Source organism: Carboxylicivirga fragile (assembly GCF_050589805.1).
In the GTDB taxonomy this organism is placed as follows: Bacteria; Bacteroidota; Bacteroidia; order Bacteroidales; family Marinilabiliaceae; genus Carboxylicivirga; species Carboxylicivirga fragile.
Genome location: NZ_JBNGOY010000030.1, coordinates 1 through 15,714 on the forward strand (window position 1 = coordinate 1; position 15,714 = coordinate 15,714).

Here is a 15,714-nt window from a genome sequence, read left to right on the forward strand (position 1 = left end):
TAGTTCTTCGAATATTTGCCGTAGCATATAGAGAAGAGCCATTTGTGAAATTATCTTGCTAAAAACTTGTTTTTATCTTAGAATGCTCGATGAGCTAGCTTACTTTTTGGACATCCTCTTTGTTATTTCAAATAAAATGTCACACCAATGGCCATGGAAAGCGCCATATGAGGTTTTACGTAATCGGTTCTGATGGCTTCTAATAAATAAGCATCAAAGGCAGATAATTCTACATACAGTCCAAAACCATTAAAATAGCGTCTATTTATATCCAACTTGAGCTCCCCTCCCACAAATGGTGCAAAATGAACTTTATTTTGGAAATAGTACTTTTCAGGATAATAATCAGGTAAAGCCTTAAATGTATTATTTGTATTTCCCCAATTTATTGACAAGCCAAGGTAAGCGTTAAAACAATTTAGAATCGGTTTCTTGGTGAGATAAAAGCTATTTTTTAACGAAATAGTTAATACAGAGTTTTTACTTCCGCCAAAATTTTCATTCAAATAACCAAAAAATAAAGCAGGCTGATACGTTGGTGTAATTTCATACCCAAAACCAATAGACATAAAACCAATGCCTCCCGCATATTGCAGTTTATACTGACTTGGAATAAACCAACGCCGTCGATAGCTTATTGTATCCTTATTTAAAACCGTTGTCCGTTCTTTATAAGCGCTCTGCAATGCCCTAGGCATATCGGCATACACTGCCCCATTGTTCATTTCGAGCTGAGCAAATAAACTATTTATTGGATATAGAAATAGCATTAGCACACTAAGCTTTAAGACCTGCTTCATATCTTTTGTGTTAAGGCGGTAATTCAAATGTAGAATCAGTAGTGTATTCGATCAATCAGAATGGTATCGGCTTGGAAATCCAACGTTATTAACTCGTCGCGAATACAACTAGGCACCGATAAATAATTAACATCACCATAAACTTGGGCATAATCATAACTATGACCGTGGCCATGAACTGATAAATCAATGCCACTTTCTTCTAACAAATAATTATAAAACAACTCATTGCCATAGGTGAACTGCTGATCCCAGGGCGGGATGTGTGAAAATGGAATCACATACTTGTTATCTTCGTCATTTGCTATGGCCTTTTCGAACCATTCAAAATCTGGATCCTGTATGCTTTTCTCCCATACCACATCATCAAAAAACACAAACTTAACCCCCTTGTAAGTGAATAGGAAGTTGGCTTCACCAAACATTTCAGTGTATATACTATAACCATTGCCCAAGCAATCGTGATTGCCAATAAGAGTAAATACAGGCACATTAATTCGATTCACCAATTCGCTGTACCATTCAAACTCGCGTATGTTTGAACTCAGCGTAATGTCGCCTAAATGAATAATGAAATCTAAATCCTTACGAGTGTTTAAATAGTCAATCTGCTTTTCAAGTTCATCATAATAGGTATGCGAATCGCTTATTAATCCAACCTTAAAAGATTCAAACGCCCTATTATCTACAAGCGCAAGCTTCTCAATACTCTTGACGTTTTGTTGTTTCCACTTCGCCTTAACAATGTTTTGATAGGGACTGTATTCGAATAAATAATCGCATGACGCAATTGTCATCAGTAGAATAAATGCTACAATACCGCCAATAAAAGTTCTTCTATTCTTCATTTCATTAGGTGTTAAACTGCCAACTAAATTGACCAGCTTCCTTACAAATGTAGAATGAACTAGAACTAACTTAGGGTTAAAAATGATGAACGAATAAAAACAAAGAATGAAGCATCAAAACAAGACCTTGAAGTGAAATAGCTTATTGCCGCACGGATCAAATAGGCTTAGAATTCTCAAGATGTATGAAGAGCTCAATGCATTAAAATACCCGCTCAATGTGTCCAGATATCAACGCAATGCAGGCCTATAATATCTCAATAAAAAAGGCAGATCTTTCGATCTGCCCTCATTCTTGGAGTATAATAAATTAAAGCTTATTAAGCTTCTTTTGGCTCAATTACCATTATAACATCACCTTTAGACACAGAGTCTCCTGAATCGTACTTAATTTCAGTTACAACACCATCAACCGCAGCATCAAGGTTATTCATCATTTTCATAGCTTCAAGCACAACAACAGTATCCCCAGCTTTCACCTCTTCACCAACTTTTTTCTTGAATTCAACAATCATTCCCGGGATTGGAGCAATCAAGCTACCAGTTGCCTCAACTTCTTTGACACCACCTTTAGCTCTGCGAGCACGAGGTGCGCCTGCAGCCGCATTAGGGTCGTTGATTTCAACAGTGAATACTTCACCATCTACTTTAACTTCCAACTCACGGGTTGCACCATTTCCACCTTTTGATGTCAATTCACCAGATAAAGCTTTACTAACCAATAGTTCCTCTTTCTCAACCTGCTCCATCGTCTTAGCCTGGAATTCAGCAGGAATTTCTTCCTTACCATACTTCCATTTCAAGAAACGTTTACCGGTTACAGGATATAAAGCACACAATACTTCGTCGTCAATATCTTGAGTAAAGTCTTTGAACTCATCTTTAACTGCATCCATCTCTGGCTCTAGGATTGAACCCGGACGAACAGTAATAGGCTCTTCACCACGCGGATAATCTTTCAAGGCTTTTTTCTGAACCTCAGGATTGATTGGATCAGTTGTTTTTCCATACAATCCGTAACAAAGGTCTTTTACCTCTTTGGTGATTTGTGCATACTCTCCCTCGTGTGAGTCAAACAATACATTGTTCACAGTTTGAACACCAACAATTTGTGAAGTAGGTGTTACCAATGGAATGTTACCAAGATCCTTACGTACCTTAGGTAATAAACGGAATACTTCAGGTAATTTATCCAAGGCATCCATTGCTTTCAGTTGGTTCACCAAGTTAGAAAGCATACCACCCGGTGTTTGGTGAAGCAATACATTAATATCGGTAGTTGCATACTTAGGATTATTATCCAAGTGCTTGTACTTAGGTATGTATTTCTCCATCTCGTCAGAGATAGCTGTAATTTTGTTGATGTCCATACCTGAATCGCGATTAGTACCTAATAACGACATGATTAATGGCTCAACAGCAGCATGAGAAGTACGGTAAGCATATGGCCCGATACATGTATCAACAATATCAACACCTGCCTCGATTGCTTTGAAAATTGCCAAATCAGCCATACCCGATGTAAAGTGAGTATGTAGGTTCAATGGAATATCAGTAAAGGTCTTGATTTCGCGAATCAAGTTATAGATATCGTAAGGGGCAATTAATCCGGCCATATCTTTAATACAGATCGAATCAACACCAAAGGCTACTAATTCTTTTACTTTATTGATATAGTATTCCATGTTGTACACATCACCACCCAAACGAGGTTGGTTAAGCGTATAACAAACCACGCCTTGAAAATGCTTATCGTTATCTTTAATAACCTTAGCTGCCGTTTCAAAGTTACGGTAGTCATTCAAGGCATCGAAACAACGGAAAATATCCATTCCGTTATCGATTGAGCGCTGAACAAATGCCTGTACCACATCATCGGCATAGTTACGGTAACCTACTACATTCTGCCCACGAAGCAACATCGAGAATGGTGTTTTTGGCATGTGTTTCTTCAAGGTGCGTAAACGCTCCCATGGATCCTCAGCCAAGAAACGGTGCATGGTATCAAATGTAGCACCACCCCATGTTTCAACCGCGTTGTAACCTGCGTTATCAATCATTTCGGCAACTGGCAACATATCTTCGGTACGACCGCGAGTCGCAAATAAAGATTGGTGACCATCACGTAAACTAACATCATTTATTTTAATTGGGTTGGCTGCTTTTGGACGCTCGGCGCCAAACTCAAGCTTAGCCATCTCTAATACCCCGTGTTTATCGAAATTCATCTCTTTAATATTTTGTGGTTAAAGATTAGAAACCTCTTTTTGATCTCTAATCTATTAATCTATCATCTAAAACTTTAAGCGCGAGAACGTAATAAGCGTCCACGACGCTGCACCAAAGCACGATTACTCATCATTACTTCTTTACCTGCACTCGACCAAGCTTTAACATCTTTAACTTCGTTGTTTTTAGCCGCTTCCTGCTCCAGGTAATAAGCCACAGCTATCATAGCTGCTTTTCTCTTCTTTTCTCTTGCTGTCATCGTACAATAATTTTTACAATGGAATATTTCCGTGCTTCTTAGGAGGCAATACCTCTGTTTTAGTCGACATTACTTCCATAGCGTCGATAAGGCGCTGCCTGGTTTCGCTTGGCAGAATAACATCATCAATATAACCGCGCTTAGCAGCTAAATAAGGCACATTAAATGCATCTTCGTATTCTTTGATTTTCTCATCAGCCATTGCCTGACGATCATCGGCTTCTGCAATTTGCTTGCGGTAAGTCGAAATTACTTCCACAGCACCCTTAGCGCCCATAACAGCAATCTCTGCCGAAGGCCAAGCAAATACCATATCCGCACCTAAAGGTTTTGAACACATCGCTAAATATGCACCACCATAATCTTTACGCGTCACAACTGTAAATTTAGGCACAGTAGCTTCGGCATATGACCAAAGTAATTTAGCCCCGTGACGAATGATACCATCCCACTCTTGCTCAACTCCTGGCAAATAACCTGGTACATCTACAAAAGTGATCATCGGGATATTAAAGGCATCACAAGTACGCACAAATCGGCTGATTTTATCAGAGGCATCAATATCTAAACATCCTGCCTGAATCATTGGCTGGTTAGCAATTATACCTACCGATCGGTTATTTAAATGTCCAAATCCAACTATTGCATTTTCAGCATAATGCTCGTGCGCCTGCATAAATTCACCATTATCAAGTACCGACTCAATAACCTTAACCATATCATACGGTACTTTTGAATCATCTGGAATGATGGTATCCAATTCAGGGCACATACGTGCAGGATCATCACCCATTGGTATCTGAGGGGCTTCTTCAAGGTTATTATTAGGTAAGAATTCTAATAATTCTTTGATTGCCTCTATTGTATCTTCGTCACTATCACATGCGAAGTGTGCATTTCCACTTTTACTGTTGTGAACCATTGCTCCACCAAGTTCTTCTAAAGTTGTTTCTTCACCAGTAACCGTCTTAATTACATTTGGTCCCGTGATAAACATGTGACTTTGCTTCTTTACCATAAAGATAAAGTCAGTCATAGCTGGTGAATATACAGCTCCTCCGGCACAAGGTCCCATGATTGCCGAAATTTGAGGTATAACACCCGATGCACGTGAATTACGCATAAAGATCTCTCCATATCCCTTCAAAGCATCCACTCCTTCTTCAACTCTGGCACCGCCTGAATCATTTAGTCCAACAACGGGTGCACCAGCTTTAACAGCTAAATCCATTATTTTACAGATCTTAGCTGCATGCATCTCACCAAGCGAACCACCACGTGCGGTAAAATCCTGGGAATAGGCAAAAACAGGACGTCCATGCACTAAACCGTGACCAACAATAACCCCATCAGACGGAACATTCACTTTTTCCAATCCGAAATTTGTTGAGCGATGCTCCACAAACATATCCACTTCCCTAAAAGTTCCTTCATCAAAAAGAAGATCAATACGTTCACGAGCGGATAGTTTGCCTTTTTCATGTTGCTTAGCAACTCTGGCTTCGCCACCCATTTTTTGAACCTCTTCTCTGCGTTTTTTAAGTAACTCTATTTTCTCAGATACTTTCATAAATTCAGACGATTATTAATTACACCAAAATTTCTTTAATTGTATTTTCAGGTGTCAAAAATAGATAGTTGATTTGACTTTCAAATACCCTAAATGTTAAAAATAGATAAGAAACAGACTATTATCCTTAAAAAATCGAAAATTATAGAAAAATTTCTTTAAATGAAGATATCCGTACTCGCTCTCCCTATCACTTGAATACAAAAAGACCATACTTTCTAATTGAAACAAGGTAGAACATATACCCTCTTGCAATACATGTTAGTAGTGAACGGAGTCAGCATTCTTCAAAAATTAATTTCCAAAACTTTAGGAGAAATACAAATGATTACCAACTGAATTTGTGTATTTTACAATGCAATACAGTGGTCATACATGATAAAATCGATTTTATTTTTATTTATTTACATATATACCAAATTATATATTTAACTATTAATCAAGCACAAACAATTACGAATTGAAAGTACTTTTTATAAAAACGCATAAGAAGGTCACCCCATTTGGCAAAAAAGAGTGTCTTAGATGTAGATACCAAATTAAAAGCAAACTGTTATTAACGATACTATTATGACAAAAAATCAAAACAAAAGAATGAAAGGTCTCTCCACCTTAATTGGTAATACTCCCCTTTTGGCAATTGATTTTAAATACAAGGGCACAAATAGAACGATTTATGCTAAAGCAGAATACCTAAACCTAACTGGTAGCATAAAAGATCGCATGGCTTATCACATTTTGGATAAGGCTTATCAGAATGGTGACCTTAAAGAAGGTGATAGAATAATTGAAGCGACAAGTGGTAATACTGGCATAGCATTTTCCGGTGTAGGCAGAGCAATGGGGCATCCTGTTACGATATTCATGCCTAATTGGATGAGCGAAGAAAGGAAAAATCTTATTAAGAGTTACGGAGCCGATATTCGACTGGTAACACCAGAGGAAGGTGGATTCTTAGGCAGTATTGAAATGGCTACCAACCTGGCGAAAGATGATGAACACACCTTTTTACCTTGTCAATTTACCAATACGGATAATTGTGATGCACATTACCACACAACAGGTCCTGAGTTGTTTTGGCAACTTAAGTTTCGTTCATTAACACCTGACGCATTTGTAGCTGGTGTGGGGACAGGAGGAACAGTAATGGGCGTTGGTAAATACTTAAAAGAACAGATTCCAGGGGTAAAAATTCATCCCCTTGAACCATCTAATTCACCAACCATGTCTACAGGCTACAAGGTAGGTAAACATCGCGTACAAGGTATTTCCGATGAATTTATTCCGTCAATAGTAAAACTAGATGAACTGGATGAGATTGTGGCTGTTGATGATGGTGACTCAATAATAATGGCACAAAAACTAAGCGCTGAACTAGGCTTGGGTGTAGGCATTTCAAGTGGAGCTAATTTTCTTGGTGCCCTTAAAATTCAGGAAGAGCTCGGACCAGATGCAGTAGTTGTAACCGTTTTTGCGGATGACAACAAGAAATACCTAAGTACTGATTTAATGAAAGAAGAAGCTCTTAAAGATGAATTTATGTCGGTAAATGTTGAGCTAGACAAATATGCAGCCTACAAGCGCGTATGCCACACTTGCTGTGATCCTAGCGACTGTATGGAAAGCTGCTATAAGGATGACTCAAACACGTTTAAACTACCGCATTGCGCGAGAAGAGAACCTGCATCCGTTTAAAAAGAAAGTTTTGTATTAGTTTGAATAAATAGTTTGAAGAGGCCTTCCAAATCTGCTGGAAGGCCTTTTTTTTTTAACTAAATAGCTTTGGAAAAAGTATAATACTTGCAACCACTACCGCAAATATGGCTGTCATTAAAGTAGCAGCAGCACCAAGATCCTTAGCTCTTCCAATATTCTTATTCCGATCAGATGTAATTTCATCAGCTAAATATTCGATAGCCGTATTAAATGACTCGGCCATAAACACCAGGCAAATACTTAAAGTAATCCACAACCATTCACTTGAACTAATATGTAGGATACTTGATATCACCACCACAATCACCGCAGCAATTAAATGTATTATGGCGTTTGTTTCCTTAAATAAGCAGACAAACCCTTTAAATGCATATCCAAAACTTTTTAATCGATTTACAAAAAAGGTCATAATGAATCAAATTAAGTTACTTCTCAAAGAAAACATCAAGGTAATAGAAATACACATATAATAAAAAAGCTGGCAAACACAATAAATGCATTTGCCAGCCCAACTATTTGGAAAGTTATAGTTTTTTACGATTCTGTTTCCTGTATCTTATTATAACCAGCTACTACCCCTTGAATCAACGATGAACTGAAGCCTTCATGTTCCATTTTGTTTAGAGATTTAATTGTTACACCAAGAGGCGTTGTAACCTTATCAATCTCAGGTTCGGGGTGCGATTCATTCTCGATTATCAGTTTTGAAGCCCCCTTCATTATTTGGGCAGCCACATCCATTGATACTTTAGAGGAGAAACCAATCTCAATCCCCCCTTGTGATGCCGCACGTAAAAAACGCAAAGCAAAAGCAATGCCACACGATGCCAGTACAGTTGCAGCAGGCATTTGAGCTTCTGGAATAACCATTGTAGATCCAAGCTGATCAAATAGTTTAACCACTCTCTCTTTATAAGCCAAACCTTTAGGATTAAATGACAGAGCCGTCATCGATTCCTGGATAGCAATAGCTGTATTAGGCATGGCACGTATAATCGGCATGTCGCCCATAATAGATTCTAATTGCTCAAGCTTAACACCGGAAATAACAGAAATTAAAACATGCGAATCTTTAATGATAGAATCCTTAATGTCATTTAAAAGAATCTCTGCTGCCGTTGGTTTAACAGCGATAATAACAATTTCGGCATTCTTAACAGCTGCATGGTTGTTTGTGGTAATGTTAAATCCATCCTCTTCATTAAGATGTTTGATCAAATCCAAATCAATATTGGTAATTGTGATTTGTGAAGCTTGCATCATACCGCTCTTAACCAATCCTTTTGCAATGGACGAACCTAAGTTTCCGCCACCTAAAATGGCGATGTTGTTTGGTTTCATTTTTATAATGTATTTGTATAGCTTAAATATGCCACAAAGCTAGAGAGCTTTTCAGAATAAAAATGAAACCTAATGGATGATATTTATCAGATAAGTTGACTTTATTTATCAGAAATCACAGTTGTTCAAATCACCTTTATCCCAATACTTTTTCTTCTTCTAAGGCTTTACGAGCAGCAATTGTGGCCGCCACAACCGATACTATGGACATAAATCCGGCAATGGAAACGCCTATTAATGGAATCATTAAAATAAGTGCAAACACCAAACCATTGCCAATGGCTAAGCCTCTGTTTCTACGCATATACTTAACACTGGTTTTAACATCAAAACGACGTCGCTCAAAGGTGTAATCTAAAAAAGAAAAGCCATAAAAATAAGCCGATAGTAAAACCAACACTATGGCCGTAAAATAGCCTATAATAGGTATAAAACTAAGGACAAACAGAATAACGGTGAAGAACATTTCAACTACTAAATTTCGCATGGCCAAAATCATTCCCCTCCAAATATCTTTTACAAATTGTGCCATATTAAAAGGAATGTCACTCTGCGTTATGATACGCTCCGTTTTTTCCGATAAAAAAGCAAATACCGGCGACATCACTATTAATATTATATATCCCCCAACGTAGGCATAAACAATAAAAAACAATAATCGCAACACAATCCATACAATCCATTTTATCGAGCCTGCCAAAACAGAAGCCCCCCAAAAATCCCATTCTTCCACTCCCATCCAATCACTTAAATCGCTTACCAACACATCTCCCCATGATGCAATGGAGTAAAAACCTACGAAGAAAAATAAAACATTTAACAAAAATGGAAAGATAAAAAACCACCCTAAACCATTCTTAAATATAAAGGAGAACGCTTCACTATACGATTTTAAACCCAACTGAAATCCTCTACTATAATTCATTATTTTTTAACCTTATTGCATAAAACGAAGTAGACCAAAACTAATCTTTTCGATGAAAAATTACTACTTTTGCAGTGCCAAAAAATCAAATAAATAAAATGATGGATATTCAATTACTGACTGCAATTTCTCCAATAGATGGAAGATACCGAAACAAGGTAGATGGCTTAGCGCTTTATTTTTCAGAGTACGCTTTAATACGTTATAGGGTATTGGTTGAAGTTGAGTACTTTATTGCTTTATGTGAGCAACCATTGCCACAATTAGCCGATTTTGACAAAAACCTTTATGAAGACTTAAGAAAGATCTACACAGATTTTCAGTTGGAAGATGCGGATAGAGTTAAAGAAATTGAAGCAGTAACTAACCACGATGTGAAAGCTGTTGAATATTTCATCAAGGAAAAATTTGATGTACTTAAATTGGATAAGTACAAAGAGTTTATCCACTTTGGCTTAACATCACAAGATATCAATAACACAGCCGTTCCTTACTCATTAAGAGATGCTGTACACGATGTATACTATCCACTGTTAGAAGAATTAATTCAGCAACTGGATGATCTTGCTACCGAGTGGAAAGACATTCCTATGTTAGCAAAAACACACGGACAGCCAGCCTCTCCTACGCGTTTAGGAAAAGAGATGAAGGTATTTGTTGAGCGCCTTAACAAACAATTAGCTTTACTTAAGGGCGTACCTTGCTCGGCTAAATTTGGTGGCGCTACAGGTAACTTTAACGCACACCATGTGGCTTACCCACAAATTGACTGGGTTGAATTTGGAAACAATTTCGTGAACAATACATTGAAATTGGATCGTGAACAGATTACCACGCAGATTTCGAACTACGATAACATGGCTGCTACTTTTGATAACTTCAAACGTATCAATGTTATTCTTCTGGATTTATCCCGTGATTTCTGGACTTATATTATGATGGAATACTTCAAGCAACGCATCAAAAAAGGTGAAGTTGGATCAAGTGCTATGCCACATAAAGTAAACCCAATAGATTTTGAAAATGCCGAAGGAAACCTAGGTATTGCCAATTCAATTTTCTCACATCTGGCTGAAAAGTTACCTGTATCTCGCTTACAGCGTGATTTAACTGATTCAACAGTATTACGTAATATTGGTGTACCTATTGCTCACTCAATCATTTCTATCAGATCATTGGCAAAAGGTTTAGGCAAAATGCTTTTAAATGAAGATGCCATTGCCAAAGACTTGGAAGATAACTGGGCAGTTGTAGCTGAGGCTATTCAAACCATTCTTCGAAGAGAAGCTTATCCTAATCCATACGAAGCCTTGAAAGAATTGACTCGTACCAACGAGCAAATTAATGCCAAGACTATGGGTAAGTTCATCGACGGTTTAGATGTATCAGATGCAGTTAAAGAAGAAATGCGTGCCATTTCACCACAGAGTTATACTGGTGTTTACAAAATGTAAAATCACATTTTTATCATATACTAAAGAGCTGCCTAATGGTAGCTCTTTTTATTTTTACCGTTTTCATTCCAGACAGTATTTCAGACAACTCAAACCGGTATTGTCCTTATTCATTACCTGAGTCCACTTTCTAGCACAAATATTTCAGTATATTTGCGTGAATTGTAAATTATCAAAATGAAAGATTTTATTAAAATATTAAAGCGATTTATTCCTCCATACAAAATAAATTTAGCATCAAGTATATTCTACAACATATTGCATTCCATTTTTGCTGGTGTTGCCATGTTACTAATGATACCCGTATTAGAGGTATTGTTTGAAACAAGTAAACAAGTTGATAATTTAATGCCCTGGACACTATCTAAGGATATCATACAGAACAACCTATATTATTATGTTACGCTCTTTAAGTTAAAATATGGCTTAACTGTTGTTATGCCTTTTATTGGAGCTTTACTTTTAACTGCCACCATTTTTAAGGTTAGTTTTGCCTACTTATCATCCACTCAAATGGTTATTATTAGAAACGGAGTGGTTCGGGACATTAGAACTAAAATATACAATAAACTCATGTCCTTACCTCTTGGTTTTTATTCCGAAGAACGAAAAGGAGATGTGATGGCGAGAACAACAGGAGATGTTAGCGAAGTAGAAGCTTCAATCATGTCTTCGATTGATATGTTTTTTAAAAATCCCATTATTATTATTACCTCTGTTGCTTTTCTCCTTGCAATTAGTTACCAACTTACAATTTTTGTATTTATTATGCTTCCAATTGCGGGTTTAATCATTGGTCGCACAGGAAAAGCTCTTAAACACAGCTCACGCCAAGGCCAGGCAAAAATAGGCGATATGCTCGGAATTATCGAAGAATCGCTTGGTGGTTTACGAATAATTAAAGCCTTCAACGCTGAGAAAAAAATGAAAAACAGGTTTGGGAATGAGGCCGAGAACTATAGAAGGATAATGAACAAATTACAGAGAAGATATGTACTAGCACATCCCTTAAGTGAATTCCTTGGAACCATCGTAATGGTAGGATTAGTCTGGTTTGGAGCTTACATCATAAGCAATGAAAACACCACTCTTACAGGTGCGTCGTTCATGGCCTACATTGGAATTTTTTATCAAATTATCAATCCAGCAAAACAATTCTCAACTGCTTTTTTTAATATACAAAAAGGCTTAGCAGCCATGGAACGTATCGACAAGATTCTTCTTGCGAATAACAATATAAATGAACATGAAGGGGCTAAAACTTTATCCACAATAAATAAACTTATTGAATACCGCAAAGTAAGGTTCTCATACAACAACGAAGTAGATGTGCTCAAAGATGTGAGTCTAACTATTCCCCAAGGAAAAACGGTAGCACTGGTTGGTCAATCCGGAAGTGGAAAAACTACCTTTGTTGATTTACTCCCACGTTTTTACGATGTGCAAGGAGGGGGTATTTACATTGATGATATTAACATTAAAGACTTAAAGCTTTTCGACCTTCGAGAATTAATGGGTAATGTTAATCAGGACGCCATTTTATTTAACGACACCATTTACAACAACATTACATTTGGAGTTGAAAATGCTACAGAAGAAGAGGTTATTAATGCGGCCAAGGTTGCCAATGCGCATGACTTTATTGAGGCAAGTGAAGAAGGATACTATACAAAAATTGGTGATAGAGGGGGCAAATTATCGGGTGGTCAACGCCAAAGATTGAGTATTGCACGCGCCATTTTAAAGAATCCTCCAATTCTGATTCTTGATGAAGCAACCTCAGCTTTAGATACAGAATCGGAGCGTCTGGTACAAGATGCCTTGGAGAACCTAATGAAGAATCGTACATCTTTGGTTATTGCTCACCGTCTGTCTACTGTTCGTAACGCTGATTTAATTTGTGTATTCAACGAAGGTGAAATAGTAGAAACGGGTACTCATGATGAATTGATTAGCAAAGATGGCATTTATAAGAAATTACATTCTATGCAGATGAATTAATTTTAACGCCAATCATTGACTTTATTTCTTTTAACACTTATGTTGTAACCTTTTAGCAACTTTCGCATAAAAGAACAACAAAGAGAACGATATGGTGCTGAGAGATATTTTTATTTTAGTATTAAGCCTATTGCTTGCTACGCCTTTATTTTCACAAACAAGGTCTTCTGATAAATCAAAAAAATACAATAAAGTAGGTAAGCTGAAAATCGACACCAGTTTTCAAGCTTCTTACTTGCAAGATTTCATGGTGCCTTTTAATCAATGTGAAGACTTAAAAGATTGTAGAATAAAAGTTAAAACCAAAAACCTAAAAACAACCATGGCTGCCAGGCCACACTTTTTTTCCTTATTTCTTGGCAAAAAAAATCGACGATACACCATATTAATAAACAAGAACGAAGAATTTAACGGGGTTCTTTTAAAAGATGTTCCTTCAGATGCAAGGGTTGGTTTATTCGCTCATGAATTGATGCACATTCGCGATTATAATAGCAAAGGAGCAGCAGGTGTGATGCAACTAGGATTTCAATACTTATCCATAAAGGGCAAAACTAAAGTTGAACATCGAACTGATAGCTTAACCATCGCCGCTGGATTTGGGCAACAGTTATACGAATGGGCACATTACGTATTGCATGATTCAAATGCTTGCGAAGAGTATAAATCGTTCAAAGAAGAAGTTTACATGTCGCCAGTAAGAATCCTAGGCCAAATGGAGCAAAAACAGTAGAAAAAACACACGCTGTATACGTGTAAATTCAAAAAAGGGAATTATCCCTTAAGAATAATTCCCGATATATCAATTAGTTTTTCACTCTTGAGCTAAGCATCATAAACAACCATAAACTTACGTTTATCCTGGTCAATAGAAATATCAATTTTTGCGGTTGCAAGTATATCCTTACATCCTTTCGAAAGATTGACAAACGAAATTTCTTTATTCTGCACTTGGTATCTCTCATTAAGCTTACGAATCGCCTCAATTCCACTTTGATCAACAACTCTGCTACTTTCAAAATCCACAATTATTCTATCCGGATCTTTTTTCGCATCAAAAATTTCAGCAAATGATGCCGTAGAACCAAAGAACAACGGACCGTGAATATCGTAGTGCAATATACCGTTTTCATCGGTACGTCGACGAGCATGAATACCAATGGCATGATCCCAAGCAAAAGACAAAGCTGAAAGAACCACTCCAATAGCAACAGCTAAAGCTAAATTATGGAATACAACTGTAACTACAGCAACAATAATCATGATAAGGAAATCGGCCAATGGCGTCTTTTTAAACTGTTTTAAACTAGACCATTCAAAAGTACCATAAGCCACCATAAACATTACCCCAATAAGTGCTGCTACAGGTATTAGTTCAATAACCGGCGACAAAAACATGATAAATACTAATAAGGTAATTGCAGCAACTAATCCTGATAAACGGCCACGAGCTCCAGAATTAATATTAATCATACTTTGTCCAATCATTGCACAGCCTCCCATGCTTCCAAAGAAACCAGAGATACAGTTTGCCATACCTTGAGCCATACTCTCTCTATTACCACTTCCTCGCGAATCTGTCCGCTCATCAATAATGGTAAGTGTTAATAAACTTTCGATTAAACCTACACCAGCAACACTAATAGCTGGTAATAAGATAATTTTTAATGTTCCCATACTGAACAGTTCAGGGGGATAATCTGTGAAGATAGAAGGCAAACCGCCTTGCATAGATTTTCCCTTAAGCAGGTTGATAACAGTTGGCGTTTCAATTCCTGGAATAAATGATATTGCAGCGATTGCCACAATAGCAACTAATGCCGACGGAATGGCTTTTGTAAAACGAGGTAAAATTACCATTATAGCAATGGTTAATGCTACTAAAGCAAATAACATATATAATTTAGATCCCGTATAATACTCAAATACGCCAGTAACATCAGTTCCAAACATTGCAAATTGCGAAGCAAAAATTACAATGGCTAGTCCATTCACAAAACCAAGCATAACCGAATGCGGAACTAAACGAATAAATTTACCTAAGCGAAGGGCACCAACAGCTAGCTGTATCAGTCCACCCAAAATAATAGTTGGATACAAGTAGGCTTCACCATATTGATGTACTGTTGCGGCTACAACAACAGCAATTGCACCTGTGGCTCCTGAAATCATGCCTGGTCGTCCACCTAACAAAGAAGTGAAAAAGCCCATTATACAGGCTGCATATAATCCAATAAGCGGATCAACACCTGCTATAAAAGAAAATGCTATTGCCTCAGGAACAAGCGCAATTGCAACAGTAATTCCTGATAATAACTCAGTTTTAATACTTGAACCGTAGGTAAGTTCTTTAATAAAAGCCATCTATATTATTATTTAAAATTTACACAATACAACCCTAATGCTCAAAAGAGCATCATCAACAATTTATAAAATGTGGGGATTTCATTGTCACTAATGACAATACATAGGGATTTTTTAGCGAGTGCAAAAGTATAAAAATAAATCACTAATGCCTAACATTCATAGAAATAGATCGGTTCAAATAATAAGGCACATTAAACAAAGCCA

Annotated in this window: 13 protein-coding genes; 4 read left to right on the forward strand and 9 right to left on the reverse strand. The window is 37.2% G+C overall.

All coding sequences use genetic code 11. The features are described from left to right. Nucleotides 1–122 precede the first annotated feature (122 nt). The 5 genes from ACRD7B_RS13845 to ACRD7B_RS13865 all read right to left on the reverse strand — a co-directional run bounded on the left by ACRD7B_RS13845 (nt 123) and on the right by ACRD7B_RS13865 (nt 5,706). Nucleotides 123–800 (reverse strand): hypothetical protein, encoded by a 678-nt coding sequence (locus ACRD7B_RS13845; protein WP_430825166.1) that lies wholly within the window; start codon nt 798–800, stop codon nt 123–125. A gap of 35 nt (nt 801–835) precedes the next feature. Further along, a complete protein-coding gene (locus tag ACRD7B_RS13850; RefSeq protein ID WP_430825167.1) occupies nt 836–1,648 on the reverse strand; it encodes a metallophosphoesterase family protein in 813 nt (270 codons plus the stop codon). A 320-nt stretch (nt 1,649–1,968) separates the two neighbouring features. Beyond that, nucleotides 1,969–3,876, reverse strand: coding sequence for a pyruvate carboxylase subunit B (locus tag ACRD7B_RS13855; protein ID WP_430825168.1), 1,908 nt, complete (start codon nt 3,874–3,876; stop codon nt 1,969–1,971). Between the two features lie 74 nt (nt 3,877–3,950). Then, nucleotides 3,951–4,136, reverse strand: a complete 186-nt coding sequence (locus ACRD7B_RS13860) for a hypothetical protein (RefSeq protein WP_430825169.1) — start codon at nt 4,134–4,136, stop codon at nt 3,951–3,953. A 13-nt stretch (nt 4,137–4,149) separates the two neighbouring features. Continuing rightward, a complete protein-coding gene (locus ACRD7B_RS13865) occupies nt 4,150–5,706 on the reverse strand; it encodes an acyl-CoA carboxylase subunit beta (protein ID WP_430825170.1) in 1,557 nt (518 codons plus the stop codon). Nucleotides 5,707–6,276: 570 nt separating this feature from the next. On the opposite strand from ACRD7B_RS13865, the gene ACRD7B_RS13870 reads away from it, so the two are divergent. Next, nucleotides 6,277–7,401: a PLP-dependent cysteine synthase family protein gene (locus ACRD7B_RS13870; RefSeq protein WP_430825171.1), complete on the forward strand. Its 1,125-nt coding sequence runs from the start codon at nt 6,277–6,279 to the stop codon at nt 7,399–7,401. Between the two features lie 73 nt (nt 7,402–7,474). Here ACRD7B_RS13870 and ACRD7B_RS13875 read toward each other — a convergent pair whose 3' ends face one another. The 3 genes from ACRD7B_RS13875 to ACRD7B_RS13885 form a co-directional block, all read right to left on the reverse strand. Continuing rightward, nucleotides 7,475–7,831 carry a diacylglycerol kinase gene (locus ACRD7B_RS13875; protein WP_430825172.1) on the reverse strand — a complete coding sequence of 119 codons (357 nt, stop codon included), beginning with the start codon at nt 7,829–7,831 and terminating at the stop codon, nt 7,475–7,477. Between the two features lie 125 nt (nt 7,832–7,956). Beyond that, entirely contained in the window at nt 7,957–8,763 is an 807-nt protein-coding gene (gene proC, locus ACRD7B_RS13880; protein ID WP_430825173.1) for a pyrroline-5-carboxylate reductase, read from the reverse strand. 136 nt (nt 8,764–8,899) lie between these two features. Next, complete coding sequence (locus ACRD7B_RS13885) at nt 8,900–9,688, reverse strand: EI24 domain-containing protein (protein WP_430825174.1); 789 nt, start codon at nt 9,686–9,688, stop codon at nt 8,900–8,902. A 98-nt stretch (nt 9,689–9,786) separates the two neighbouring features. Here ACRD7B_RS13885 and purB point away from each other — a divergent pair, with 98 nt between their 5' ends. The 3 genes from purB to ACRD7B_RS13900 all read left to right on the forward strand — a co-directional run bounded on the left by purB (nt 9,787) and on the right by ACRD7B_RS13900 (nt 13,876). Further along, complete coding sequence (purB, locus tag ACRD7B_RS13890) at nt 9,787–11,142, forward strand: adenylosuccinate lyase (protein ID WP_430825175.1); 1,356 nt, start codon at nt 9,787–9,789, stop codon at nt 11,140–11,142. A gap of 177 nt (nt 11,143–11,319) precedes the next feature. After that, the gene (locus tag ACRD7B_RS13895; RefSeq protein ID WP_430825176.1) at nt 11,320–13,143 is read left to right on the forward strand and encodes an ABC transporter ATP-binding protein; all 1,824 of its coding nucleotides are present in this window, start codon (nt 11,320–11,322) and stop codon (nt 13,141–13,143) included. Between the two features lie 91 nt (nt 13,144–13,234). Next, the gene (locus tag ACRD7B_RS13900) at nt 13,235–13,876 is read left to right on the forward strand and encodes a hypothetical protein (RefSeq protein WP_430825177.1); all 642 of its coding nucleotides are present in this window, start codon (nt 13,235–13,237) and stop codon (nt 13,874–13,876) included. Between the two features lie 92 nt (nt 13,877–13,968). Here the strand turns inward: ACRD7B_RS13900 and ACRD7B_RS13905 are convergent, their stop codons facing one another. After that, a complete protein-coding gene (locus ACRD7B_RS13905; protein ID WP_430825178.1) occupies nt 13,969–15,507 on the reverse strand; it encodes a SulP family inorganic anion transporter in 1,539 nt (512 codons plus the stop codon). Nucleotides 15,508–15,714 lie beyond the last annotated feature (207 nt).